The 22,958-nt window shown below is 47.8% G+C and carries 18 protein-coding genes; 5 read left to right on the forward strand and 13 right to left on the reverse strand.

The features are described 5' to 3' along the window. Positions 1-182: 182 nt before the first annotated feature. From FIV45_RS06195 to FIV45_RS06245, 11 genes are all read right to left on the reverse strand, one after another. Positions 183-3,428 carry a hypothetical protein gene (locus FIV45_RS06195; protein WP_099471511.1) on the reverse strand — a complete coding sequence of 1,082 codons (3,246 nt, stop codon included), beginning with the start codon at positions 3,426-3,428 and terminating at the stop codon, positions 183-185. Further along, a complete protein-coding gene (locus tag FIV45_RS06200) occupies positions 3,425-3,892 on the reverse strand; it encodes a hypothetical protein (RefSeq protein ID WP_133118528.1) in 468 nt (155 codons plus the stop codon). Before FIV45_RS06200 ends, FIV45_RS06195 begins: the two co-directional genes overlap by 4 nt. A 261-nt stretch (positions 3,893-4,153) precedes the next feature. Further along, positions 4,154-5,494 (reverse strand): hypothetical protein, encoded by a 1,341-nt coding sequence (locus tag FIV45_RS06205; RefSeq protein WP_099471513.1) that lies wholly within the window; start codon positions 5,492-5,494, stop codon positions 4,154-4,156. 381 nt (positions 5,495-5,875) lie between these two features. Next, the gene (locus FIV45_RS06210) at positions 5,876-6,112 is read right to left on the reverse strand and encodes a hypothetical protein (RefSeq protein ID WP_099471514.1); all 237 of its coding nucleotides are present in this window, start codon (positions 6,110-6,112) and stop codon (positions 5,876-5,878) included. A 246-nt stretch (positions 6,113-6,358) separates the two neighbouring features. After that, on the reverse strand, positions 6,359-6,958 hold the full coding sequence (locus FIV45_RS06215; protein ID WP_099471515.1) for a BRO-N domain-containing protein: 600 nt from the start codon (positions 6,956-6,958) through the stop codon (positions 6,359-6,361). 26 nt (positions 6,959-6,984) lie between these two features. Next, complete coding sequence (locus tag FIV45_RS06220; RefSeq protein ID WP_099471516.1) at positions 6,985-7,320, reverse strand: MarR family winged helix-turn-helix transcriptional regulator; 336 nt, start codon at positions 7,318-7,320, stop codon at positions 6,985-6,987. A 118-nt stretch (positions 7,321-7,438) separates the two neighbouring features. After that, positions 7,439-8,014, reverse strand: a complete 576-nt coding sequence (locus FIV45_RS06225) for a recombinase family protein (protein WP_099471517.1) — start codon at positions 8,012-8,014, stop codon at positions 7,439-7,441. Positions 8,015-8,102: 88 nt separating this feature from the next. After that, positions 8,103-8,399 (reverse strand): hypothetical protein, encoded by a 297-nt coding sequence (locus tag FIV45_RS06230; protein WP_099471518.1) that lies wholly within the window; start codon positions 8,397-8,399, stop codon positions 8,103-8,105. Between the two features lie 603 nt (positions 8,400-9,002). Further along, positions 9,003-9,272: a hypothetical protein gene (locus FIV45_RS06235; protein WP_099471519.1), complete on the reverse strand. Its 270-nt coding sequence runs from the start codon at positions 9,270-9,272 to the stop codon at positions 9,003-9,005. A gap of 434 nt (positions 9,273-9,706) precedes the next feature. Beyond that, positions 9,707-11,023, reverse strand: coding sequence for a hypothetical protein (locus FIV45_RS06240; protein WP_099471520.1), 1,317 nt, complete (start codon positions 11,021-11,023; stop codon positions 9,707-9,709). Positions 11,024-11,236: 213 nt separating this feature from the next. After that, positions 11,237-12,625, reverse strand: coding sequence for a tyrosine-type recombinase/integrase (locus tag FIV45_RS06245; RefSeq protein ID WP_099471521.1), 1,389 nt, complete (start codon positions 12,623-12,625; stop codon positions 11,237-11,239). A gap of 428 nt (positions 12,626-13,053) precedes the next feature. On the opposite strand from FIV45_RS06245, the gene FIV45_RS06250 reads away from it, so the two are divergent. Continuing rightward, complete coding sequence (locus FIV45_RS06250) at positions 13,054-13,770, forward strand: helix-turn-helix transcriptional regulator (protein ID WP_099471522.1); 717 nt, start codon at positions 13,054-13,056, stop codon at positions 13,768-13,770. A gap of 6 nt (positions 13,771-13,776) precedes the next feature. On the opposite strand, the gene FIV45_RS06255 is transcribed toward FIV45_RS06250, so the two are convergent. Further along, complete coding sequence (locus FIV45_RS06255) at positions 13,777-15,366, reverse strand: cation:proton antiporter family protein (RefSeq protein ID WP_099471523.1); 1,590 nt, start codon at positions 15,364-15,366, stop codon at positions 13,777-13,779. 377 nt (positions 15,367-15,743) lie between these two features. Between FIV45_RS06255 and FIV45_RS06260 the strand changes: the two genes are divergently transcribed. The 4 genes from FIV45_RS06260 to FIV45_RS06275 all read left to right on the forward strand — a co-directional run bounded on the left by FIV45_RS06260 (position 15,744) and on the right by FIV45_RS06275 (position 21,430). Beyond that, positions 15,744-16,376: an acyl-homoserine-lactone synthase gene (locus FIV45_RS06260; RefSeq protein WP_099471524.1), complete on the forward strand. Its 633-nt coding sequence runs from the start codon at positions 15,744-15,746 to the stop codon at positions 16,374-16,376. Then, positions 16,376-16,576, forward strand: a complete 201-nt coding sequence (locus tag FIV45_RS06265; RefSeq protein WP_099471525.1) for a hypothetical protein — start codon at positions 16,376-16,378, stop codon at positions 16,574-16,576. The genes FIV45_RS06260 and FIV45_RS06265 overlap by 1 nt, the downstream gene beginning before the upstream one ends. A gap of 344 nt (positions 16,577-16,920) precedes the next feature. Then, positions 16,921-18,990, forward strand: a complete 2,070-nt coding sequence (locus tag FIV45_RS06270; protein WP_181040155.1) for a methyl-accepting chemotaxis protein — start codon at positions 16,921-16,923, stop codon at positions 18,988-18,990. A gap of 280 nt (positions 18,991-19,270) precedes the next feature. Then, positions 19,271-21,430, forward strand: coding sequence for a TonB-dependent receptor (locus FIV45_RS06275; RefSeq protein WP_099471527.1), 2,160 nt, complete (start codon positions 19,271-19,273; stop codon positions 21,428-21,430). 67 nt (positions 21,431-21,497) lie between these two features. Here FIV45_RS06275 and FIV45_RS06280 read toward each other — a convergent pair whose 3' ends face one another. Then, positions 21,498-22,901, reverse strand: a complete 1,404-nt coding sequence (locus FIV45_RS06280; RefSeq protein WP_099471528.1) for a mannose-1-phosphate guanylyltransferase/mannose-6-phosphate isomerase — start codon at positions 22,899-22,901, stop codon at positions 21,498-21,500. Between the last annotated feature and the right edge of the window lie 57 nt (positions 22,902-22,958).

The raw sequence follows: 22,958 nt of genomic DNA on the forward strand, positions 1-22,958 counted from the left end.
AGGACTACTTGTCCTCCTAGGTTTCTCCGAATTGCATTTTAGTTTTATCCATAGATGAATAGGGTTTTGATGCTATTGATGCCCGGTGCTAGCATGACTTCATAGGAATTAATTGTATCATTTGAAAAGCGGAGGAACTTTTAGCTCCCCCACTTCTCTTATTTGATTTACGGTTGTCTCAGTTACTCTCTGAAACCTAGACGCTTCATCATGAGTTCTCGCCGGTCCTGCTGTTGACCTTCCCGAATTTCGGGGAACTCTCCCATGAGCCTGCGGTATGACCTGTCGCGATACTTGCCGATGAGGGCGAGAATTTGAGAACGCCGCGAGCCGTTATAATCCTCTTCGGGATCATCCAGTTCTTGCAGGTATCTCTCAGACCGCACGGCTTCCGTCAGGGCTTCTTTAAGTGTCCCACGGTTACCCACGGTTTCCTTTGAGAGAAGTTCCAACCACCTGTCGTAAGCCGTTTGTCCCTTCTTGTTTTTCAATTCAAGAAGATCAATACCGTTCTTTTTGGTGGGTGGGTTCTTGATGGTCGCGCCATACTTGGCAAGTTCCTCATAGACGTTTTCATTCTTCCATTCAGAACTATGGAATGGGTTCATCTTGTCCAGCCCGACACCAGCAGGGTTAATCATAGGTTCCCCCATGACGTTCCTACGCGGCTCCAAGGTGGGTGATAGGCCCGGTATGGCGTTACGATAGTGGTCTACAAGGCTACGCACTTCCCTCAGGTAAGGGTCTTGGTTGGTTTGACGTAGCGCCGAATTGAAAGGAACTGTGTGTCCCACCACTTGTTGCCCTATGAACCGCTGGATCGTCTTCATGTCCCCTGAGAAGGCAGCATCCATCGCATCCGACATACCTTTGAAGTAGGTCTTGTTGGACAGGTTCTGAGATATGGAGTAGAGGATAGCAGCAGACAGCTCGCTGGCTTTGCTCTCATCCAAATTACCAATAACATCAACGGCATCTGCCATCACCCCAAACATCATGAAGCGTGGATCACCCCGCTTGTAGGGAATGAAAGATACCTTGCCGTTCTCATCGGTGGTCTTGAAGGAGTAAGGACGCCAGCCAGTGTCCATGAGTTTCTTGCGAGCCTCATAGTTGGTCGGGCCGGAACCTGTGAGTGTCCCATCATATGCCAATGCGAAACCTGCGGCGGTGAATACACCACCTGTTGCCTGCTTACCTATTGCAGTGGCTCTGCGAGTACCGCCAGCCGCCCAATCCTCCCTCATCTGTTTAGACAGCATCCCAATACCCGGAGTGCGTCTGAATTGATGTTTGATAAGGTTGGTAGGCGTACGAATGAAGGGAACAATCGTCTTCATTGCAGGATGCTTATTGGCTGCTTCTTGAAAGGTTCTTGAGAAAGTACCTGCTCTCAGCTCCTCTGTGAAGGTAGTCTCACGGGCATACTGCAAGGCTTCCTTATTAATCGCTTTACCAGTGCGCTGGTCAATGCCTTTGTTGACATAATCCAGCGCCCACGCCACCCGCTCTTTACGCGCCAGTTCAGTAGGTGCCTTGTCCATACCTAAAGAGAACAGCTTGGACCGATAGTTGACCTGCTTGAACAGCTCATCGGACGTCAGCAAGGCCCTTGAAGGTAACCGCAAGGCTTGTGCAAGAGAGCTGTTCCCCATAGCCTTGTTGTTCGTTTCAATCGTAAAGACATGGGGATCAAGGACGGCATCTTCTTTGCGAGCAGCAGCAGCCATAAGCTTCACACTGTCCCGGAGAGAATAAACCATCCCGACATATTGGTTCATACTGGATCGCATCATGTCAGGGTTACGCGTAATGGCACCCCCGATTAAAGATTCCATAGGCTTGAGAAATGTTTCAACGGTGTTTGAGATCATGTTCACGGCATGTGTTGCAGGGCCGGAGAGGATTGCATTGATGAAGAACTCATTGGTGATGTCCCATTTCTTTGAGGTCGAGATGCGCTTAATAACGCGCTTCCATCCTCGCAGGTTCTCCGGTGGGATGACTTTCAGTTGACCTGCAAGTTTCCTCAAGGCTTCCGGTGAAGGGTCTGCAAGTGACGATAGGTCCACACCATCCAGTGAAGGAACAGCATCGGCACCTTCTACCACAACACGTCCTGCACTGGTCATGCGAGCGCCTGAGCGTTGTACTTGTTTGATGAGGTTATCAGTTTTGAGAATGGTCAGGAATTTCTCATAGAAATCTTCCATAGCAGCATCAGTCCCTTCCAATTCGACACGGGTAATCGCCTCTTGGACAGCTTCATGTTGACCTATTGAAATCCTTTTAGCCGCCAGCAGGTAACCTGTGTGTTCTTTCGAACCAAAAGCCATACCTTCAACGGTGTTCATGACATCCTCGGGGTCCAGCAGCAACTCATCGGCAAGCCTACTCGCTTCCGCCAGTGTTTCAACTTCGGTCCAATCAGCCAGGACATCTTCATCAGCGGTCCTCGCCAGACTTTCCATCACCTGCTTCACCTCATCGGGTGTCCGCACTTTGCTCATGTTAAGAGGGGTTGTCTGGAAAGCGTCTTTGCCGTCCTTGATCTCCCCCTTCACATCCTTCAAGGCAGACTGGAAGTTACTGAATGCTTCTCCTGCGGGGTCTTGAGAGACGATAGGAGCCTCAGGGGCCGTTGGTGCCTCAAGGTCAACTTCGGGACTCGGTGAGTCTCCTACGGCTTCCTCAAGTGCTTCCCCGCCACCCTTACCAACCTTGGACGCCACCTTGCGGAGAGCTGATACGACACCCTCGGCTGCAACGCCCAAGCCCATCACTTCAATCGTCTTACGCGCCCTGTTGTTCCACTCGGGATCGTTAGGGTCTGTCGCGAGTATATCCCGCATGTTGTGCATAAGGTCGCTGTCGCCGTCCTCAGGGAGGAGGTTAGCGACGACCTCAGCATCAGGGTTGGTCGCGAAGGCGGCAGAGACAGCTTCCGCAAGGAGGAATAGCTTTGGTGTCCCTTTAACTCCGAGGGATGTCAGGCCTTTGTAGACGCCTCCTCCGATAGGAGATAGCTTGATTGCTTCCCCGAGGACACCTTCGGTCACTGTTGGTTCCCCCCGGCCAGCTTGCCGGAGGTCTCCCATTACTGTGCGGAACTTCTGGATGTCTTCATCATCGACAATCCCAAGGGCGTTGCCGGTTTCAGCAAGCCCCTCTAGGACGTAGCCTGTGGCACCATTGTAGGCGTCTTTGGCTCCCTTGCCGAGGTCGGAGAGGACATCGACGGAATGCTCGATGAAGTTCTTATCGTATCCTTCTGGTGTAGCTGCGGGGGCCTGTGGTGCGCCCGGAATGATCTTGCCCGTTAATGGGACGAAGGCGGGTTCATCACCACCGTCTGAATGAGGACCACTATTCAGAGCCTGTTGTCTTGGGGATGTTTGTAGGAGCGGTTTAAATTCTGTATCACTCATCTTGCATTCGCTTTCTTTTCCATGATTTGAGTTACGTGGCGTTCCCGATCTTGGAGATGGAGATTGTCACGCCGGAGATTGAGGCGGTTGCCGTCCATGTATCGAATAACTTGATCAGTACTTGCTGACATAATCAGACGAGGTACTTTCACCTGATTTTCCTTCATTCGATCATAGAGCGTGACATATTGGTTTCTGCCGCTGCCATCATCCATAAGGCACCAGTTTGGGGAATAGCCTCGGGACAGCAATTCCTCGTAATCTTTCTTGAGTAATTTGGCATGTTGTCCATTGGCAATGTTCCCACCAAGAGGAACAAGAACAATAGGCTTGCGGTCTAAGTCATACGTGTGGATGGGCGTTCGTTTAGTTTTATAATCATTCATAGTAAGCTCTTTCAGTGTTGTTTTAAGGAGGCCATAAGGCCATGAAAGCACCGCCATAGAATTACGTTCCAGATACATGAAAGGCCCACAGGGGGAGTCCCTATGAGCCTAGCAGGTATGGTCTTTATTGTTGGAGAAGGTGGTGTGTAATTTCCGGTGGTGGTGGGGGTATTTGTAAGGCGCTATGTCCGGTTCAATTCCTTATTGTGGTTAGTAAGGAGAAGGTGCCTATGGGTTGGGCTGCTGGTGATTGTAGGTATTGTAGGTGCCTACTGGTTTTTCCTTAGGTGACTGTGGGTTTAATCATCATAATATTCATCATAGATAATCCCCTCATAGCTACTCCACCTTAAGGACTGGCACTACACCGACATGCTTGATGAACACCTCAGTCATAACGGTGATCAAGTCGTCTCGGTGCTCTGCCTTTACAATGAAGCTGTCATGTATTGGCAAGGCAATGATATTGCGTTCCAGTAACCGGAGAAGGACTTCCTCAGCAATAACAGAATCTCGATATTGGAGCTGTATGGCGATATTATCCGATGCCATACAGGTTTCCAGTACCTCGTGTTTTTCCAGCAGGGCGTTCAGCAGCATTTCATAAGTAGCGCCTTTGGGTAACTTAACATCCTTGGGACATTTCATTGGCTTGCGCTTGGGGGATCGGGTGCGGTGGTCGTACTCTCCGAATATGAGGTGGAAGAATGCTTTCTTGACAGATTGCCGGTCAGCTCCTTCAAGAAAACCTGTGAGATCATATGGGTCGTCTGTGGGTATCTCCTTTCCAAGTTGGTGATAAAGCAGCATGACTTGCATACCGCCGTAATCAATCTCCACCGTCTTCTGGTCGTCAATGGTAATATATTGGCGTCCTTTGATCCGCCTGTTGGGGACCGATTGCCACCAGCCGCCATAGAAGCGACCGCCTTGAGTAAAGCTTGAATTGTTAAAGATGCGTGTCAGAGACTTGCGGGTGAAGTCCAAGCCGCCTTGGCTATTCTTCTGGTAAGCGAGGGTGTCCTGTTTCAGAAGTTCATCTATTTCCTTTCGGATATCAGGAGGGGCGTTGAAGCCTATGCAGGTGGCGGAAAGTGCCTGATTGATGTTTGCGAGATTTCGTCGCATCAGGACCGTCTTTTCAGTGTCGTCATATTCAATACATCGCTTGTCCTTATCTTTTAATATGATCTGTTCAGAATGGGGGTGCCGTTCGATCATGTCTCCGTTGAGATGGTATGTGTCATTCATCAAATGGTTGAGTTCGCCACTGGCGATTATTCGGGTAACTTTGCCACCGTTATTTCCACGGTCATAATAGCCTTTGGCACGATAAATCAGGCCCCGATCAACAAGAAAGTCCAGTATGGGGAACAGGTATCGCGTGGTGATCTGGGTGTTTCGGTATCGGGTGTGACGCGAATAGTCTCTGGTATTGCAGGAGATCGCTGTGAAGAACGCGGGGTTGACGCGCCATGCCGAGAAGAGGTTCAGGCATATTACCTTTAATGTGGCTTTTGGGGTTTTCTCCTTGGTCTTGCCGGGTTTCCGGAGGTACTGTTTGTAGTTCAGGAAGTCGTCGTAGAGCCTTTCTATTAATGCGTTTACGTGGTGGTGGTCAGACCAGAGATGTTGATCGAAGGGGCGCGAGAAATTCAAGTCGCCGGGTATCGTCGTCATTATTTCAGAAGAGAATGTCCTTTCATTGAGATGTGTAAGTGAGCGCAGGTAAGTTTCCTACAGATGTGTAAGAAACAGTGCAGGAGACACAGGCAAACAGGCCAAGAAAACCAATGACTCTCGCTTCTTAAAGGGGAACCTTTCGTCGCCCCGCAGAAAACCGCCAGTCTTAACATCTGCGGGCACAGGCGCGCTTTATTACACGACGTCGATGATATTAAAGTACCTATTGAGATTAAATTCGGCACACCGCCACCAAAAACTAAAGAAGACTTAGGCAGGCCCTAGCGTACCCGCCCAAGTATTTCTTCCATTGATATGTTCTAATATTGGAGAAGGATTATATTCAGTTTGTTTCTTTTGTTGTGTGACGTATAGTGGTCAGTCTTCTAACATAGACGTAGCTATATCTCGGAACGCCCCCTTTAACACGTGAGGCTCGGGTATCGTCATTCCTTCTGGAACATTATATGTTCCCGTTTTGCGGATTGAGGGAAGTACATCCGTACACACCCAGTCTTCAAATGCCTTTATATTTATATTCGCAGATTCCTGAGCTGAGAGAAGCGGGCTGTCCGGTACTAAAGTGAGCTTTGCAGTATTATTTGGTTTAGTCATGTTGATTTCCTTTGGGTTAATGACGTGGAGAAAAAATGCTTCAATTATCTTAAAGTGGAACCTTTTGACATTATTGTTTAAATTGAATGGGTTATATAATATTATTAATTAATTTAATTAGATATACGGGATAATGGATTGTTATTTATATTATAACTTATTGTCGCTGATACCATTCAATTGACCGATCCTCGAACACTGATCCAATGAGTGCTGGTCTTTGAGACCACTCTATTAGCTCGCCCGCTACCACTGATCCGATAAGTGGTGACGCGCTATCTCTTCCGCATGCTGTCTCTTCTCCTGTTCCAGAACCAGCGCCTTCTCTAAAGCAACAACTCGTTCTGCGTCACTAACAGCCAATGCAGCCTTCTCACGTTGCAACGCCTCATCACTGGCTGCTAGTTTCATTAAGGTCTCTGCATGTTGCCGCATGGACTCTGCGAAACTTGTAGGAAGCGGGATAGTCTGGCCGGGGTCGAGCTGGTAGCCGCCGGTCTCATCAATGGAGGGAAGGACTTCATGATTAACCCAACGCTGGAACTCACGGACCTGAGGTTTCCCTTTACGATCCGCACGGGTCACTAAAGAGTACATGCCTGCCTTTGAAATAACATTTAAAGAAGACGCCCGACTCCCTAGAAAAATAGCGGAGTGTTTCTTTCGACTAATACGTTTGTATTCATCTTTATCTAAGGCCCTGATTGCAGTGGTTGTATTAATGATATTCAACGCCCTGCATATGTCAGCAGCCACGAACCACGGCTCCCCTTCAAGGGTCACTGAGCGTACTTTGTGGGTGTCATTGAATGTATGGGTGAGCACTTCGTTCATTTGTTTAGTCATGGGAATTGTCCTGTCTGTTGGATCACTTATTCCACCTTATGCATCGCATGTTCAATCCTGTGGACCAGCGCCAATCCTTTCGCTGTCAGGGATAATTCTTTACACCTCCGGTCATCCGCGACTTCACGCATGGTGACGAGGCCGAGACAGTCCCGTTTCGCTGTCCGGTACTGAACATCGCTGAACAGAGTGATCATACGGTTCATTCTTGCGCCATGTATGCCAAGTTTATCTCTGACCTCTGATTGCAGAATTCCCGGATAGCGATAAATGAGGAGGAGCGCCCTGATTTCCATCGCCTTCATATGGTCATCAACCTCCGTACACGCCCGTGCCGCCTCATAAAATACTTTCCAGTCCACCTTGTACGTCCTTTTCTGGATTGATTTGCCTGTGAGCCTTGTCTACTCTATTGACGTGGATGTTCTTGTAGCTCCACCAATGAGACGGTGAGCTTTTCCCCCAAGAGCTTGCCGTTTTCTAGTTTATGACCCGCTGGACAACGCTGACACCCACTTTCGCGGTCTTGGCGATTCTATGGATACCCATACCTTGCCCTCTCAAAGTTCGTATCAGGTCTTCTTTCTCAGGCCCCACGGGACGCCTGCCGAGTATCTTGCCGTTTGCTTTGGCTCTTTGTAAGCCAGCCTTGACCCGCTCCTGAATCATGGATCGTTCAAATTCTGCAAATACACCGCACATTTGGAACATGGCTTTCCCTGCCGGGGTAGAAGTATTGAGGGCCTGCTGGTGCAGGTAGAGGTCAACATTAAGGGCGTTCAATTCATCCATGAAGCCCACCAGCCCCTTTAATGATCGTCCCAACCTGTCAACGCTCCACGCCATAATCATGTCGAACTTTCGCTGTGTGGCGGCTTTCAACATGGCATCATAAGCGGGGCGTTTGTCGCGGTCCTTGGCCCCACTGATCCCGTGATCTTCGTAGATTTCGATCAGGTCCCACCCTTGCCGGGTGGCGACATCCCGTAAATCTCTTAGCTGATTTTCAGTGGTCTGTTCGTTTGTGGATACTCGAAGGTAAAGGGCAACACGCATATTATCTCTCTCTCGTTGACACAAAAAGCTTTGTCGTTTCACAGCAAGGAGCGCACCTTTGCGCCGGTAACGCTCCTTGAATGCTGGTTCAGCTTGTCGCTCGACCTGCTGCCATTGGGCGGATAAATGCAAACCAAAGAAAGAAAGACTTATGACGGAATGTTAGATAGTGGTGATCAAGTCCGGGGCTATATGCAACCACACCTTTTCTCAATTCAAACCTTGGAAGGTTGTTTGGGTCGTCTGCGGGCATATCAGCCCAATATCCCATTAAGTCGTCATTGCCCCATCCGTACGTGTAGTAGCGGCACAGAAAAGTTTCCAGCTTGATGAGATTTGCCAATATGCGATATTCAACGAAATTGATGATGTACGATAAAATCATGATAAAAATCCTGTGGTTATGTTTCAAAATTTATGGATACCAAGCTGTCAATCTTGGCGACCGGATTACAAAAGGTTGACAGTACCCACCACAGGACGGGCGACCCTAAGGTCCCTCATGCATCCGGCCATAAGAATAGACGTGCAAGGTAGTCTGTGGTTAGACGGGCTGTCAATCCCGGCTCTCATCCCTGAAAGCCCAATAAGCATGAATCCAGATTGACTCTGCGTCAACATCTTTTTTTGATACATAGGTGATATTTGACTCAACCCATTGATCTGAATCGATAATTAATTTTACAAGAGGAATTATGTCGGTATTACAATTATTTAGACGAAATGGTGAAGTTAAGGAAACTATATATCTTCCGACAGTGATAGAGATTTCAGCTAGTTAATAGGGCCTATGTCACGCCATGTCACTAAAGTGCCACTACCCTATGTGACATAGCTCTAGATTGACCTACAATATTGCTCGGGAAGGCAATGACGAATCAGGTGTCAAGAATTGGAAGTTCTAGATCACCAAAGAACGACGCCTTGAACATCCATAGCCATTCACGAGCATGAGATGTATCTGGCGATCAAGATAGATGCTACGCTATTAGCTTATGTTACGGGCATCACCATCGGGCGCGCCATTGTTGGGATTAGGAATTTTATAAGTTCCCTTCCTTAATTTTTGGGCTTGTAGAGTAGCGCTCACGCTTTGAACTATTGCAAGAAGAGCTAGAAGGCCCGGAGCTATTGCCCACCAATCAAAGAAGTAATAGATGATGCCACCGAGTATTAACCACTTCCATGTGGCATCAGCATGCTGCTGTGCAACTGAATCGAAATCTGCTGCTGTCGCGTTCCGAGCATTAAGTGACATTTGTGGTCCCCTTATTGTTGTCATAAAATGTTAACAGCTCATCTTTCTTTGTACAAGTTAAAGCGGGTAACATCTTAAGGTAATGCAATTCCCCTGAGATCAGCGTTTATGTTTTAAGCAGGTAATCGAAAGGAGGTATCAGGTAAGCGGGTTGTCGTGACCGTACCAAAACCACCTGATTAACGTATGGGCTGTCCAGCCGGATCACCTTGAGAGTTTTTGCGGGGTTCAGTAAGGGCATTTCAGTGGGGTTAACCGTACCTCCTTGTTTTCTCACCTAACATCAGCTCAATAAGTGTAGGTGGCTGCTGGTCACTTTGAAGGGGTACGGGGGGAAACTTGGCTCTCTCCTTATTAATAACCCCCTCGGAAAATTATATTAAAATTTATATCAACGACCGAAATACTACCTACTAGTCCAATCCTGATGATATTTATTTTCCGAGATGATTGCTTTCAAGAATTGTCGGGCGGCCCATTTTTTCTGGTAACATCCCTTTTTCTTTTACTTCTGCAATAATTTCAGCATTTGGGTCTTCGTGTTCTTGTAAATGACCTTCAAAAACCTTTAACCTAAAACACTGTGCTACCAGTAATTCAAGATCATGTATTGGGTCCACCCCATAATTTACATAGTATTTTGTATAGTCCTTGGAATCATAGACATCTGGCGCGCGACCATGGATCACCGAACCACGCAGCCTCATAAGAAGACGAATGCGGGAAGCATCAATATGAGAACCTATCGTTTCATGTACGCCCTCAATATTGTCTTGAGTAACATCTTGCCCCTTAACAAAAATTGCATCGAGGGCCATACAAAGTATCGGGAAGCGTTCTGAGGGTTCTAATGCCCAAGCGCGATAAAAATATTCTAAAGCCCTTATTTGTCTAATCATGGGTTTTTCATCAGATGTAATTTTGTCTGATAACATGTTTAACCAAACATGATCTTTTTCACTTACGATAATATCATGCATTAGCGGAGGAGTATGACTGTCTCCAAAAGACATATTCGCTCTGTCCGTAAAAGTGCAGTGACCACCAAAGACTTCTCTACGCGAAAACATATGTCTATAATTTGGTAAAGGGGTCAAAGCTAACGCACCCAATATTGCGGACTTCATCTTAATGGATGAATGAATCGAAGGCGAACGCACTGCTAGCCAAGCACTTGGTAGTTCTCTTTTTCCTTTCCAATCTGAAAGCGGAGGAAATGCATCTGGACATAAGGCAGTAGTATTTATGTTAGGAAGGATGTTTGAAATTGAGGCGGAGATTGGCCTTATCAATGAAAAAGCCTCAGAGTAAAATTCAGTCTCGATGCTCAATGCAACCAAAGGAAAAAGAGTAATATGCTTGTCAGGTTTAAATATGCTCGAAGAAGAAAGAGCCTTAGCGAGCTCTCGTTTGCTTTCTGCTGAAACTACCTCAGAATAAGGTGCCTTGGTGGCATTAAGAAAGACTTCATCTCCCATATACCAATAATTACGGCACACGAATTGCTGTAAAGCGTTTTTTATTTCGGTTAAATCAAGAGCTTTTAAATAGTTATGCCCATGTGCGCGGGTTCGTAGAGCAGCGAGTGTAAGTTTATCAGTTTCATAATAAATACTGACTCCAAGGTTGTGCTGCCAGCTTGGGGAATCCGGTTTACCAAACATAAATGAATTCTCTAGTCCCTTGCTATTGTCTTTTGATATAGATAAAAGGAGCAATTCCACTATTTCATCATAAATCCTGCCGTGCATGTATCCCACCTAATTTCTCTAAAAATGTAAAAAGGTTAGCACTATTTCCTGGTAATTCCAATTGAGATGGAAAGTGTAGGGACTTTTGCAATGTCTCTAGTCTATGTAAGTTCACTATCCCACAAGACCTTGACGATAGGCAGGCGGTTCACAATTGTTTTCCGCCTTACTAAGGACCTACTCGAAACCAATACGCTCTAATGGCATGCTCTTTCATAGAATAAACTCCAATTTATTGACCAGTAGTTGCAGTTTCCCCAAGGTCAGCCCTGTGGGATTATAGACCCGATAGGTGATACCAGCCTTCTCATGCCCAAGGATGGATGCGGCTTCATTCTGAGGAACGCCATTGAGTTCATAGTAGCGCGTTACGCACTTTCTGAATGAGTGGAACGTTTTTTGTCTGCTGGTCAGGCCTCGCTCTCTCTTGAACCGGGTGAACTTTTTCCCGAATTTGTCGCCATCGGAATGTCGAGGCCACAAGTGGTCCTTGGGTTCCTTTGAGCGGCCATCCAAAAGCCACAGAAGGTTCTTGTGTATTGGAACTCTGCGGACACCTGCCTCAGTCTTAGCTGCGACAATATCGAAGAACCAAACATCATCTTCCTGCCGAATGTTTTCCCATTGTAGCGAGCATATTTCGCCCCTTCGCATACCCGAGTGTAGAGCGACGAGGCATATCTGATGGAGAGCTTTGTCTTTACTCTCAGGGTTGAACAATAGTTTCAGCTCGTCTTGATCAAAGGGCAGGTACGTTTTATTGTTAATCTTGCCTTTGGATATCAATAGTCCGTCAAACGGATTATCGCCGTCAACTTCCATGCGCTGCTTCGACCACTTCCAGATTGATGAGAGGGCCATGATGTGGCGGTTCATGGTTTGGTCCGATAGCCGCCCTCTACCCGCATACTTTGTTTTCAGTTGGCTGAATGGTTTCACCTTGTCTCCGGGCGACTTGCCCCATCCAAGCGAGAAGGTCTTCAAAATGTCATAGAAGGTAATGACATCTTTCGGTGTGACCTTGATGAGGGGCTTATCGTTCACGAAGCTGCCAAAGAGCCGCGCCGTGGTATGGTACTGATCCATAGTCTTCTGATTGGTCTTATGGGAGATGTCATCCAGATATTTCTGTGAGGCATCTGAAAACGACATACCATACTGAGGACGGACAGGAAGCGAATCGCCTCGGATTTCTTTCTGATGGTCGTGAATGGCGTGTAGAGCCGCTAGGGCGTCTTGGGGGATTGGGTCTTTCGGTAGCACACCAGCCTTCTCCACCTTGGTTTGAATTTCATCAATCCAATAATTGCTTTGTTCGAGCCAGTCATAGGCGTGGTCAAGCGCACCGCTGCCCTCTCTGGCATCCTTGAGCGTCTTACGGTAAATTTCACGGGGCAGGGCTTTATGGGCCTCGCTGTTTCCCCTAAGGGCTTCAAACATAAGTGTATGTTCGCCATGTAGTTTCTTGGCTTTCGCCTCAGCGACGGCAATATCTTTCCCGACACTTATTTCAATGTAGCTCTTGCCGAACTTTTCCCTAATGTCTTTGGGGACATGCCGTTGATAGAAAAATGTCTTGTTTCGTTTCTTGATGTTTTTCATGGAGGAGATGCCTGCTCAAAATACGCTTTTAGGGCATGTTTTTAGGGCATATTCCTAGGATGTCAACCGGTAAAGTATAATTAATTCAATGATTTAATATGGTTAGGCCCTGTTTAATTTCTTATCCTGCCACCCCAACCATCTTTTTCCAATTTCAAAAAATAACAGATGCCCAAACAGTTTGTGTGAATTGGATTGTTTTATCAGTTGGCCTACTTTTTGCGCAGTATATATATGAGAGAAGGTGAAGCCTTAATTGGATATCTCTTACTTTTCATGCTATGATGACACCAGTTTTGTAGCCTTCTTTCTCTTTTGAGGTAAAATGAGGAAAGCGTGGTTGAACCCGGTTATCGTCTTCATGCTTATCACTCAAAAAGGGGCTTTAAGCAGTAGAATTCCCGGTAAGTAATTGAGTGGAAAGAAAAATGATTTTTTCTAGGGTTCAGGATTTCATATCAGACGCCATGTATGAAACGAATGTTGAAGCTTTAAAAAGTACACTTTCTAAATATATTAATCCTCTTGGTTTTGATATGCACACCTGCGTGTCAATTGTCGACTTGACCAACCCGCCTCCTTCCGCCCTGCTTATTCTGGATTTCCCAACGCCTTGGGTTGAACGCTATATTGAGCAAAATTATATCGAGAAAGATGTGATTTTCCGTAAAGCTGTACGCGATATGCAGGCTTTCAAATGGCAGGATGTATCTTATGATGATAGCATGTCCCACCAGATATTCGATGAAGCCAGTGAATTCGGTATTAAAAACGGTGTTACCGTACCGATCAACATGCCGGGATATTATCCGGCGACGGTCAATATCATTGGGGAGAATTGCGATGTTTCTGACGAAGACTATCATGCGATACATCTGATATCGGTGTATTATTACAATGCGATCATTCGTATCCAGAAAAGTAAATATGCTGATGATTTTCAGGAAATGGACCTCGCCCCGAGGGAAAAGGAATGTCTGCACTGGGTGGCCCAGGGCAAAAGCGATACGGATATCGGGGATATCCTGTTTTTAAGCCCGCATACGGTGCACTCTTATGTGGAAAGCGCCAAACGCAAACTGCACGTCAGCACCCGGACACAGGCCGCTGTACGGGCCGTTTTTTGCGGACTTATCGTTCCGTAATCGGGCTTAGCGGCTTTCCAGTGATTCATGCCCCGTTTCCAGAAGATGGATCGTTTCATCAGCAAAACCTGTCCCTGCCTTCTGGTAAAAGTTAAACACCACGTCGATACCGGCAGCAATAAGATCTTCCTTGTCATCTTCATACCGTGCGGTTGCCGCAGTTTTGCCGCGATACCCCATTTGGTTTAGCTGTGTTACAACTTCCAGAATATCCAAAGGACTGGGAATGGCCAGCATAATCAGTTTAACCGGCTCAAGGTTAACCTGTTCCCAGAAATCTGGGTCTTCCGCATCGGCAGCGATAACGTTGCGGCCTTCCTGGCAATGGCGATCGACTCGCGCCCTGTCAGTTTCAACGCCACAGACATCTTTGTGCAGGTTATCGGTCAGGGAATCATACGCTCCTGTACCGACACGTCCCATTCCGATTACCAGAATATTAGCGTTTTCCGGGGTGGAAAGGCGGTCTTCAATCAACCGTTGAGGGCGTTCAAAGTTCTTTAGGAAATCCCGCCACCGTGAATATAGACTGTGGGCATAGGCATTTAGAATGCTGGAAAATACGAAAGAAAAGGCAACGGTTAATGCCATAATGACGAGCCATTCCTTCTGAAGAATGCTGGCGGAAACCGCGGCGGAACAGACGATCAAGCCAAATTCGCTGTAATTGGCCAGACTTAAGGCAGTGAGGAAGGCACTGCGGCTGCGGAGTTTAAGCCGCGTAAGCCACAGGAAGAACATGATGGCTTTTATCGGTAATGCAATGGCCATGATCAAGGCGACACTGATCATGTCCAGGGTCGGCAGGGCGGTAAAACCAATAGACAGGAAGAAGCCAATCAGAAACAGGTCCTTGAAATTCATCAAGGATTTGGATAGTTCGGTAGCCTTGGAGTCACCGCTGAGCAGGACGGCGATCACAAGGGCGCCTAAATGTGCTTTCAGGCCAACGAGCTCAAAAAGTTCACCCCCGCTAAATGCGAGGAAAAAACCGGCGAGGGGCAGGAGTTCTCCATGGCCGCAACGTTGTAATAACTGAGTGAGAAAAGGCCTGAGTAAAGGCAGGGCCAATAAGGCCAGGGCCCAAATGGTCGGCGATTTATCGGCAGTCAGGGTAACGAACAGGACAGCCGCAATATCCTGTATAATCAGGATGCCGATTGCGATTTGACCATGGCGGGAGCGCATCTCGCTGCGTTCTTCCAGTATTTTAATTGCACATACCGTACTGCTGAAGCTGACCGCAAGGCCTATAAGGGCGGCAGCGGACCATTGCAGGCCACTGAAATGAAGCAGCCCCAGAGAGCCGAAAATCATGCAATTCAATGTTGTGATAATCACGATGGCGCCCATGTGTCCTGTGGCCCCGGCCCAGATTTCCATCTTAAACAGACTTTTCACATTAAGTTTTAGGCCGATGGTGAACAGAAGAAGCGTTACTCCAAGGTCGGAGAGTACTTCAAGAGAAGCCTCCGGGGTAACACCCAAAGCGTGCAACCCAAAGCCTGCGGCCAGATAGCCTACCAGCGGAGGCAAATTTACTTGTTTTGCCAGGAACCCGCAGGTAAAGGCCACAGAAAACCATATATAATCCATATATGTACCCTTTACCCTTATGAAGATTTATTATGCCCGAAATCTATTGTGTCTGAACCTGTGTTATAAACCAAGGCCGCCTTTTATAAAAATAAAATAGTGTTTTTTTGTATTTTGTATGGGGTGATTACCCCCGGGGGAAAACTCATCACGATCTGGGAATGAGGCAAGAGGGGGGTGTTAAAAACAGAACTTTATGGCGGTCGGCGGTTAAATTCCGGTGCAATTTTGATATATTTTAGGGATGCTTAAAGTAGTAAAGCGGCTGAATTTTTACTATACAAATACAAAAGGTAGTGTCAACCCCTCTGAATAGAGGGATTTCTCTGCTTCTTCAATACCCGTAGACTTCTCTTATAAATAGAGGAGAAGTTCAAATGGCGCATCTCGTTACTAAAACCAATATTCATCATTATGAAAAACAAATGGACCAAATGTTTCGACTTCGGCATCAGGTATTTGTCGATGAGATGGGATGGGACCTCCCTATGGCGAGAGCCGGGAGAGAGGTTGACCAATATGACACGGAAGATACGGTCTATATTCTTTCTCTTAATCAAAATCTTGATGTTGTGGGATCGATGCGGTTGTTGCCCACCACATCGGCTCACTTGATGTCAGACCTCTTCTCTAATTTACTGGATATCGAAGAACCGGTTGGCCCTACGATTTGGGAAAGTTCCCGGACATGCGTGACGCTTGATATAGGACAACGTGGGAAGATCAACCTTGTTCTGAGTGATGTTTTTATCGGCATGACGGAAGCCGCAATGCTGTTGGGGATTGAGAAGGTTTCTTTTGTGGCCAATATGCAGATTTATCCGTCCATTCTGCAAGGAGGCTGGAGCGTGCACCCGCTCGGTTTACCGAAACGGGACCAATTTGGTGAAGAACTGGTGGCGGCCTATGTCTCCATTAACCAGGCGGCATTGCATAATGTTCGTCAGAACCGGGGCATTTTATACCCCACTTTAAATTACACAAACCCACACTTGCAGGAGGTTGCATAATGGATGACCCCAACACAAAAGTCCCGGATCTGGGTGTATTACTGGCAGAAATAGGATACGCCCTGGCGGATCTGGATCCCAACTCACGTCTCTTGCTCGTTGAAATGTTTTTGAGTGATATCAGTGAAGCAAAAGAGCAGTTCGATATCGACCTAATCAATATGTCTTTGGGCGAACGCCGTTCTGCCTGGCTAAACTAAGGATAAGTGAATTTTTATCTGAGTAGAGTTTGTTGTGTAAGGAGTAAAAATATGACTTTAATTAATCAGGAGACGCTGGTGGTGCTAAGCGTGTTCTTATTCCTGTGCTATATCGTCTTTCGCCGGATTATGTGAAGCACATGAAGCAGTATGGGGAGCCGCCGTTGCGATAATTTAGGGTGTGGGGATATTTAAGGCGGGCCGTCCTTTGGGGCGGACCGTTTTTGTTGTTTGTTGCTATTTTAAAAGAATGTTATTTCGCAATATTTTATTAAGAATATTTGAATACTCTTAACGAGGTATATGGTCATAAACCATAATGTAGTATTTCTAGGAGTATAATGATGAATATGTCTTGGGCCTTTAAAGTGCTGAGCAATCTGAAAATTGGTCAACGGATTGCCATTCTGTCTGTGATTGCCTTGGCAGGCACAGTAACAATCGCGGGGTCGGCCTTCATCAGTTTCCAATTGGTGAAGAAGGCGGAATTGACATATGCCCAAGGCACCGATTTGAAGGTCACAACCGGCAGGATTGACAGTTTTGCACTTAATATGCGTCGGGCAGAAAAAGATTTCCTGTTACGGAAGGATGCGAAATATGTTGATAAATATCAGAGCCATATCAGTAATATTTCCAAATCCTTAAAAGAAGCCCTGCAGTATTCCAGCGACCAAAAAACCACATCATCGATCAATAAATTGTCCAAACTGGTGGAAGCACATAGTGCCCAGTTTGCACTTGTTAGCGGTCTTTATCGGGATATTGGTTTGGTCGAGACCAAGGGGTTGGAAGGCAGAATGCGCACCAGTGTTCATGCCATTGAAACAACCCTGAATGAACAGGCCTTGAATGAAGGGCTCATGGTTAAAATGCTGATGATGCGGCGCCATGAAAAAGACTTCATCATGCGCACGGATAAGAAATATCTGTCCCGCGTGTTGGCCAGACAATCAGAATTCAAGACCATATTGGCAGGACTGAAATATTCCACAGCCGTCAAAAATGATATCACCACGAAGCTGGACGCTTATGTTAATTCATTCCAGGCCTATGTAGAGCGTTACAGCCGGTTTGATCAGGAACTGAAGAAGCTGAGCAATATATATGCGGAGATGGAACCGCATTTTGAGTTTATCAGCGCCAATGCGGACGAGATACTGGCTCAGGCCTCACAGGAAATGAAGGATGTGAGGGCGTCTGCGATTTCCTGGGTTGCGGTTATATCAGCAATAATCCTGCCTTTTGTTGCCATATCTTCATGGGTATTGGCGCGGAGCATTACGGTACCTTTGCATTCTTTACAGTCTTCTGTGAACAAGATTTCCGAAGGTCAATATGACGAAGATGTTCCAGGTCAGGATGCCAAAGATGAACTGGGGATGATCTCGGGGGCACTTGATACATTACGAATTAGCGCTCGTGAACGCATCCGTTTGGAAAAAGCAGCAGCGGAGCAGACGGAAATTCAGGCGAGATTGGAAGCGGAAAAACTGAAATCGGAAAATGAACTGGCACAGGCAGAAAAGAGAAAGGTTGAAGAAGAAGCACAGAAAAAAGAAAAACGCACTCAGTTAATGCAGGCGAAGATTTCTGATTTTAATACAACGGTCAGTGAAGCTTTGCAGTCTTTGCGGGCTGCTTCTGAGCAGATGGATGAGACTTCCGGCCAATTGGTTACGGTCTCAAATTCCGTTGATGAACAGGCCGGGGTTGTGGCGGAAGAAACCAGAAACACAAACGAGAATGTTCAGACGGTTGCCTCTGCAATGGAAGAGTTCAGCTCTTCGATTCAGGAGATTTCCTCTCAGGTCAATACAGCCAGCCGATTATCGGAAGACGCCATAAGTACACTTAAAATCGGTGGGGAGGCCGTTGGAAACCTTACCACGAGTTCAAAACGTATTGGCGAAGTGGTGAAACTGATCAGTGATATCGCCAACCAGACAAACCTGCTGGCGTTGAATGCCACAATTGAATCAGCCCGGGCCGGAGAGGCGGGTAAGGGTTTTGCGGTGGTGGCGGGAGAAGTGAAAAATCTTGCCAGTGAAACTGAAAATGCAACAGGAGAAATTGGCACCCAGATTGCTGAAATGCAGTCGGCGACCGAATCTGCTGTTTCAGCGATCCATAATATTGGTGAAGTGGTGGAGAAACTCAATCAGTCCATGATGACCATTGCATCGGCAATTGAAGAGCAGAATAGTGCCACTCAGGAAATCAATCGATCGGTAAATTATGCCGCCCAAGGCACTCAGAAGGTTGCTCAACAAATTGGTAATGTCTCCATTGCCGCCAAGGAAACCCAAGGCTTTGCCAACAATGTGCAAAGCGTTTCCGGGGTATTGGATCAAACATCAACCAATATAAAATTGAATGTAGAAACATTTCTTGAGGATATTGTGAAGATTTAACGCATGAGGGCGGGGGAAACCTTTTCTCAGAGCATTATTAAAAGCGCCCTCATAAACTGAGAGGCGCTTTTTTCATCTTTGTGGTTGGGGAAGACAAGTCTCATAATTTGACCATATGGTAAAATAAGTTGATTTCCTGAATTTTTTAGGGAATGATGCCCTGTCTTTGCCGAACTGTTACAAATGATAAGAAACTCTGCGACACGCCAGACGGAGAAGACGCTCAAGGTATGAAATCATAATACCGTAGGGAAACGCTTTAAAAACTTAGGAGGACTCCATGAATTTCAAGATGCATTTATTAGGTTGTGCCGCACTTTCCGTTCTGACCGGTGGGCTTTCCGCCCAGGCGCAGGATACAGCCGAAGCGGGTGATGTGGCAATTTTCGAAGAAATAGTTGTGACGGCCCGGAAAACAGCGGAAAGTTTACAGGACACGCCGATTGCCCTCTCTGCCTTTACGGAGAGCGCCATTGAAACTCGTGGCATAAACGAGCTGGGTAATATCGGTAAAATCATACCGAACCTCTTCTTTGGTGGTATCGGGGCCGGTAGCGCCAATGTGGCGACAGTTGCCATTCGGGGAATCGGGCAGGTGGATCATTTGATCACCACTGATCCTGCTGTGGGCATTTATATTGACGGGGTTTATCTGGGCCGGACCATTGGTGCTAATCTTGACATCATTAATGTGGAGCGCATTGAAGTTGCACGCGGTCCTCAGGGAACCTTGTTTGGCCGTAATACGCTGGGCGGCGCGGTTAATGTGATCACCAAGAAACCAACCGGTGAAGACACCGTGCGTGTCGATGTGAAGGCGGGCACCCGTGATCGCGCCGATGCGGCCTTTTATGCGGATATGGGGATCAGCGATACCCTGTCCATGTCACTGAGCGGCGGGATCGTTACCCGCGGCGGCGTGGGTGAGGCTCTATTGGAAAATGCGCCGAAATCTGAAATCGGCGAGGAATTTTCGGTCAATGGCCGCCTGGCGATGAACTGGCAGCCGACAGATAGCGCGAATTTTCTGCTGACCGTCGACCGGTCGGCGGATCGTGGCGGGGCAAGCCCACGGATCGCGTTGTTCGGTGGCGTACCGCTTGCCGGTGGGCCGGTTAATCCGGATAACGACAGCCATTCAACGGACGGGTTGGAGCAAACCACCAATGACTCCTTTGGTGTCGCGCTGACCTCAACCTGGGAAGTGTCCGATAGCATGACCGTGAAATCAATCACCTCCTATCGTAAGCAGGACTATGTGGCCGGCGGTGATGATGACGGGGTTGCCGCGGAATATTTCAGCTTTCCGGAAACCGGAAACTCAAAACAATTCTCTCAGGAATTACAAATACAGGGATCCGAAGATTGGGGCAATTGGGTCACCGGTCTGTTCTATTTCTATGAAGACGGCGGCATCGAACAAAATGAAACTTATTTTGCCGGTTACCAGGGCTTCCAGTTTTTGGATCAGACCACCAACAGTTACGCGGCCTTTGCCCATGTGGATTATCATGTGACCGATCGCCTGTCTCTGGGTGGGGGACTGCGCTATAGTGAAGACAAGAAAGACGCCAGTTCCTTCCTCAATACCGTGGCTGAACGCCAGGATCGCAACGAAAAATGGGATGCGCTCACCTGGAATGTATCCGCAAACTATAAAGCGTCAGACGATATCTCGCTTTACGGCTCGATCAACCGGGGTTACCAGAGTGGAGGCTATCCACCGCGGCCTTTCTCCGGCGCAGAGGCTTTCAAGGCCTATGATCCCACCTACGCCATGAATTATGAAATTGGCGCCAAAGGAACTTTCTTTGAGCGGTTGCAGGTTAATGCCACGGCCTTCTATACCAAATATACCGATTTTGTGGTCGCGAGCTCCTTTGGCGTGCCGGGCGGTTTTGTCTCCATTCTGGAAAATGCCGCCGAGGCCAATTCCAAAGGATTTGAAGTGGAAGCCACATGGGCGGTTTCCGATAACTTCAGAATTCAGTCAGCCATCGGCCATCTGGATACGGAAGTGACGTCGGTTAAAGCCAATGTGACGGGGGCGTCGGTCGGTAACCAACTGAATAATGCGCCGGACTGGACCGTGTCGATCGCGCCGGATTATACCCATAAGCTGGATAATGGTGGCAGTATCATTGCCCATGTGGAATATTCCTACCGGGGCAATGTCTTTGCCGAGGTGAATAACCATCCGCAACTGCTCAATCAGTCCCGATCTCTGGTGGACTTCATGCTGACTTATGAATCACCGACCAATGACTGGCGCCTGAGTATTTATGGCGAGAATATATTCAATAAGGTTTATGACAATGGCCGTTTGTTCGTGCCGCTCGGCTTCCCGGGCCTGGACGGGACATTCTTCGCGGATCAGACGTTGATTTTCCGCTCCACGGACCGTAGTGAATTTGGCGTGAAATTCACCAAGGAGTTCTAAATTTAAATCTCAGAAATCAATGAGGTACAAGGCGGGCCGTTCTTCAGAACGGCCCGTTCTTTTATGATCACGCCCGACCGTAACGGTCTTCAAACCGCACGATATCGTCTTCGCCGAGGTAGCTGCCGGATTGGACCTCGATCATCTCCAAAGGAATGACGCCAGGATTCTCCAGGGCGTGCACCGTTCCGATGGGGATGTAGGTGGATTCATTCTCATGGACCATAAAGGTTTTCTCGCCATTGGTCACCCGGGCGCTGCCTTTGACCACAATCCAGTGTTCGGCGCGATGATGATGCATCTGCTTTGACAGCTTGGCGCCGGGGTTCACCGTAATGCGTTTGACCTGATCTCGATCACCAAAGCCAATGGAATCATATTTCCCCCAGGGGCGGTATACCTCGCGGTGGATGACGGCTTCCGTGCGGGCGCGCTTTTTCAGCTCTTCCAGGATGTTCTTGACGTCTTCCGATTTGTCCTTATGGGCGACCAGCAGAGCATCCTTGGTGTCGACGACGATCAATTCGTCAATGCCGATGGTGGTGACCAGTTTATGTTCGGCGAAGATGTAGCTGTTCCGGGTGTTATCGGTGATAATATCGCCCGTGAGGGTGTTGCCATTGTCATCCTTATCGCAGACATCCCACAGGGAAGACCAGGACCCAATATCGCTCCAGCCGGCATCAAGCGGCACTACCCGGGCTTCAGTGGTTTGTTCCATCACCGCATAGTCGATGGAAATGCCGGGGCATTTGGCGAAAGCATCGCTATTGAGACGCGTGAAGTCAAAATCTGCTTCGGCTTGTTCAAGAGCAGCGGTGCAATGCGTGACCACGTCGGGGTTATATTTTTCCAATTCGGCGAGATAGCGACTGGCGCGGAACATGAACATGCCACCGTTCCACAGATAGTCGCCACTGCTGAGAAAGGTTTCTGCGGTCGCGAGGTCAGGCTTTTCAACGAATTGCACCACATCATATCCACCATTCTTTTCAGTCGTGCCGCGTTTGATATAGCCATAGCCGGTATGGGGGCTTTTCGGCACCACACCGAAAGTAACCAGTGCGCCTTCCAGCGCCAGCTTCTCAGCCTTCCTGATCGCCACATGAAAGGCCGGGGCATCCTGGATGGTATGGTCGGCGGGCAGCACCAGCAAAACCGGGTCACCGCCCTGTTTTAACGCTTCCAGAGCGGCGATGGCGATGGCGGGGGCCGTATTGCGTCCCATGGGTTCCAGAATGATGTTTTGCGCCGTGATTTCAAGCTCTCGCAGTTTTTCGGCGGCGAGAAAGCGGTGATCGGCATTACAAATGACGATGGGGGCCTGATGGTCAAGGCCGTTCAGGCGGCGCAAGGTCTCCTGAAACATAGAGAATTCGCTGTTCATGGCGAGAAACTGTTTCGGGTAAGTTGCCCGCGACAGGGGCCACAGGCGGGAGCCGGATCCACCGGAAAGTAAAATAGGTATCATAATCTTCTCTTTTTTGTTCACTTGCCGTAAGTAACAGGATAATGCTTAATTTATCTT

Origin of the sequence: Paremcibacter congregatus, assembly GCF_006385135.1 — a bacterium.
GTDB classification, from domain to species: domain Bacteria; phylum Pseudomonadota; class Alphaproteobacteria; order Sphingomonadales; family Emcibacteraceae; genus Paremcibacter; species Paremcibacter congregatus.

Coding starts and splice junctions, on each gene's coding strand:
- FIV45_RS06265 (WP_099471525.1), top strand. CDS start 16,376: ATGGATGACCCCAACACAAAAGTCCCGGATCTGGGTGTATTACTGGCA.
- FIV45_RS06195 (WP_099471511.1), bottom strand. CDS start 3,428: ATGAGTGATACAGAATTTAAACCGCTCCTACAAACATCCCCAAGACAA.
- FIV45_RS06210 (WP_099471514.1), bottom strand. CDS start 6,112: ATGACTAAACCAAATAATACTGCAAAGCTCACTTTAGTACCGGACAGC.
- FIV45_RS06235 (WP_099471519.1), bottom strand. CDS start 9,272: ATGTCACTTAATGCTCGGAACGCGACAGCAGCAGATTTCGATTCAGTT.
- FIV45_RS06205 (WP_099471513.1), bottom strand. CDS start 5,494: ATGACGACGATACCCGGCGACTTGAATTTCTCGCGCCCCTTCGATCAA.
- FIV45_RS06250 (WP_099471522.1), top strand. CDS start 13,054: ATGATTTTTTCTAGGGTTCAGGATTTCATATCAGACGCCATGTATGAA.
- FIV45_RS06280 (WP_099471528.1), bottom strand. CDS start 22,901: ATGATACCTATTTTACTTTCCGGTGGATCCGGCTCCCGCCTGTGGCCC.
- FIV45_RS06270 (WP_181040155.1), top strand. CDS start 16,921: ATGAATATGTCTTGGGCCTTTAAAGTGCTGAGCAATCTGAAAATTGGT.
- FIV45_RS06275 (WP_099471527.1), top strand. CDS start 19,271: ATGAATTTCAAGATGCATTTATTAGGTTGTGCCGCACTTTCCGTTCTG.
- FIV45_RS06230 (WP_099471518.1), bottom strand. CDS start 8,399: ATGATTTTATCGTACATCATCAATTTCGTTGAATATCGCATATTGGCA.
- FIV45_RS06255 (WP_099471523.1), bottom strand. CDS start 15,366: ATGGATTATATATGGTTTTCTGTGGCCTTTACCTGCGGGTTCCTGGCA.
- FIV45_RS06245 (WP_099471521.1), bottom strand. CDS start 12,625: ATGAAAAACATCAAGAAACGAAACAAGACATTTTTCTATCAACGGCAT.
- FIV45_RS06260 (WP_099471524.1), top strand. CDS start 15,744: ATGGCGCATCTCGTTACTAAAACCAATATTCATCATTATGAAAAACAA.
- FIV45_RS06225 (WP_099471517.1), bottom strand. CDS start 8,014: ATGCGTGTTGCCCTTTACCTTCGAGTATCCACAAACGAACAGACCACT.
- FIV45_RS06215 (WP_099471515.1), bottom strand. CDS start 6,958: ATGACTAAACAAATGAACGAAGTGCTCACCCATACATTCAATGACACC.
- FIV45_RS06240 (WP_099471520.1), bottom strand. CDS start 11,023: ATGCACGGCAGGATTTATGATGAAATAGTGGAATTGCTCCTTTTATCT.
- FIV45_RS06200 (WP_133118528.1), bottom strand. CDS start 3,892: ATGTATCTGGAACGTAATTCTATGGCGGTGCTTTCATGGCCTTATGGC.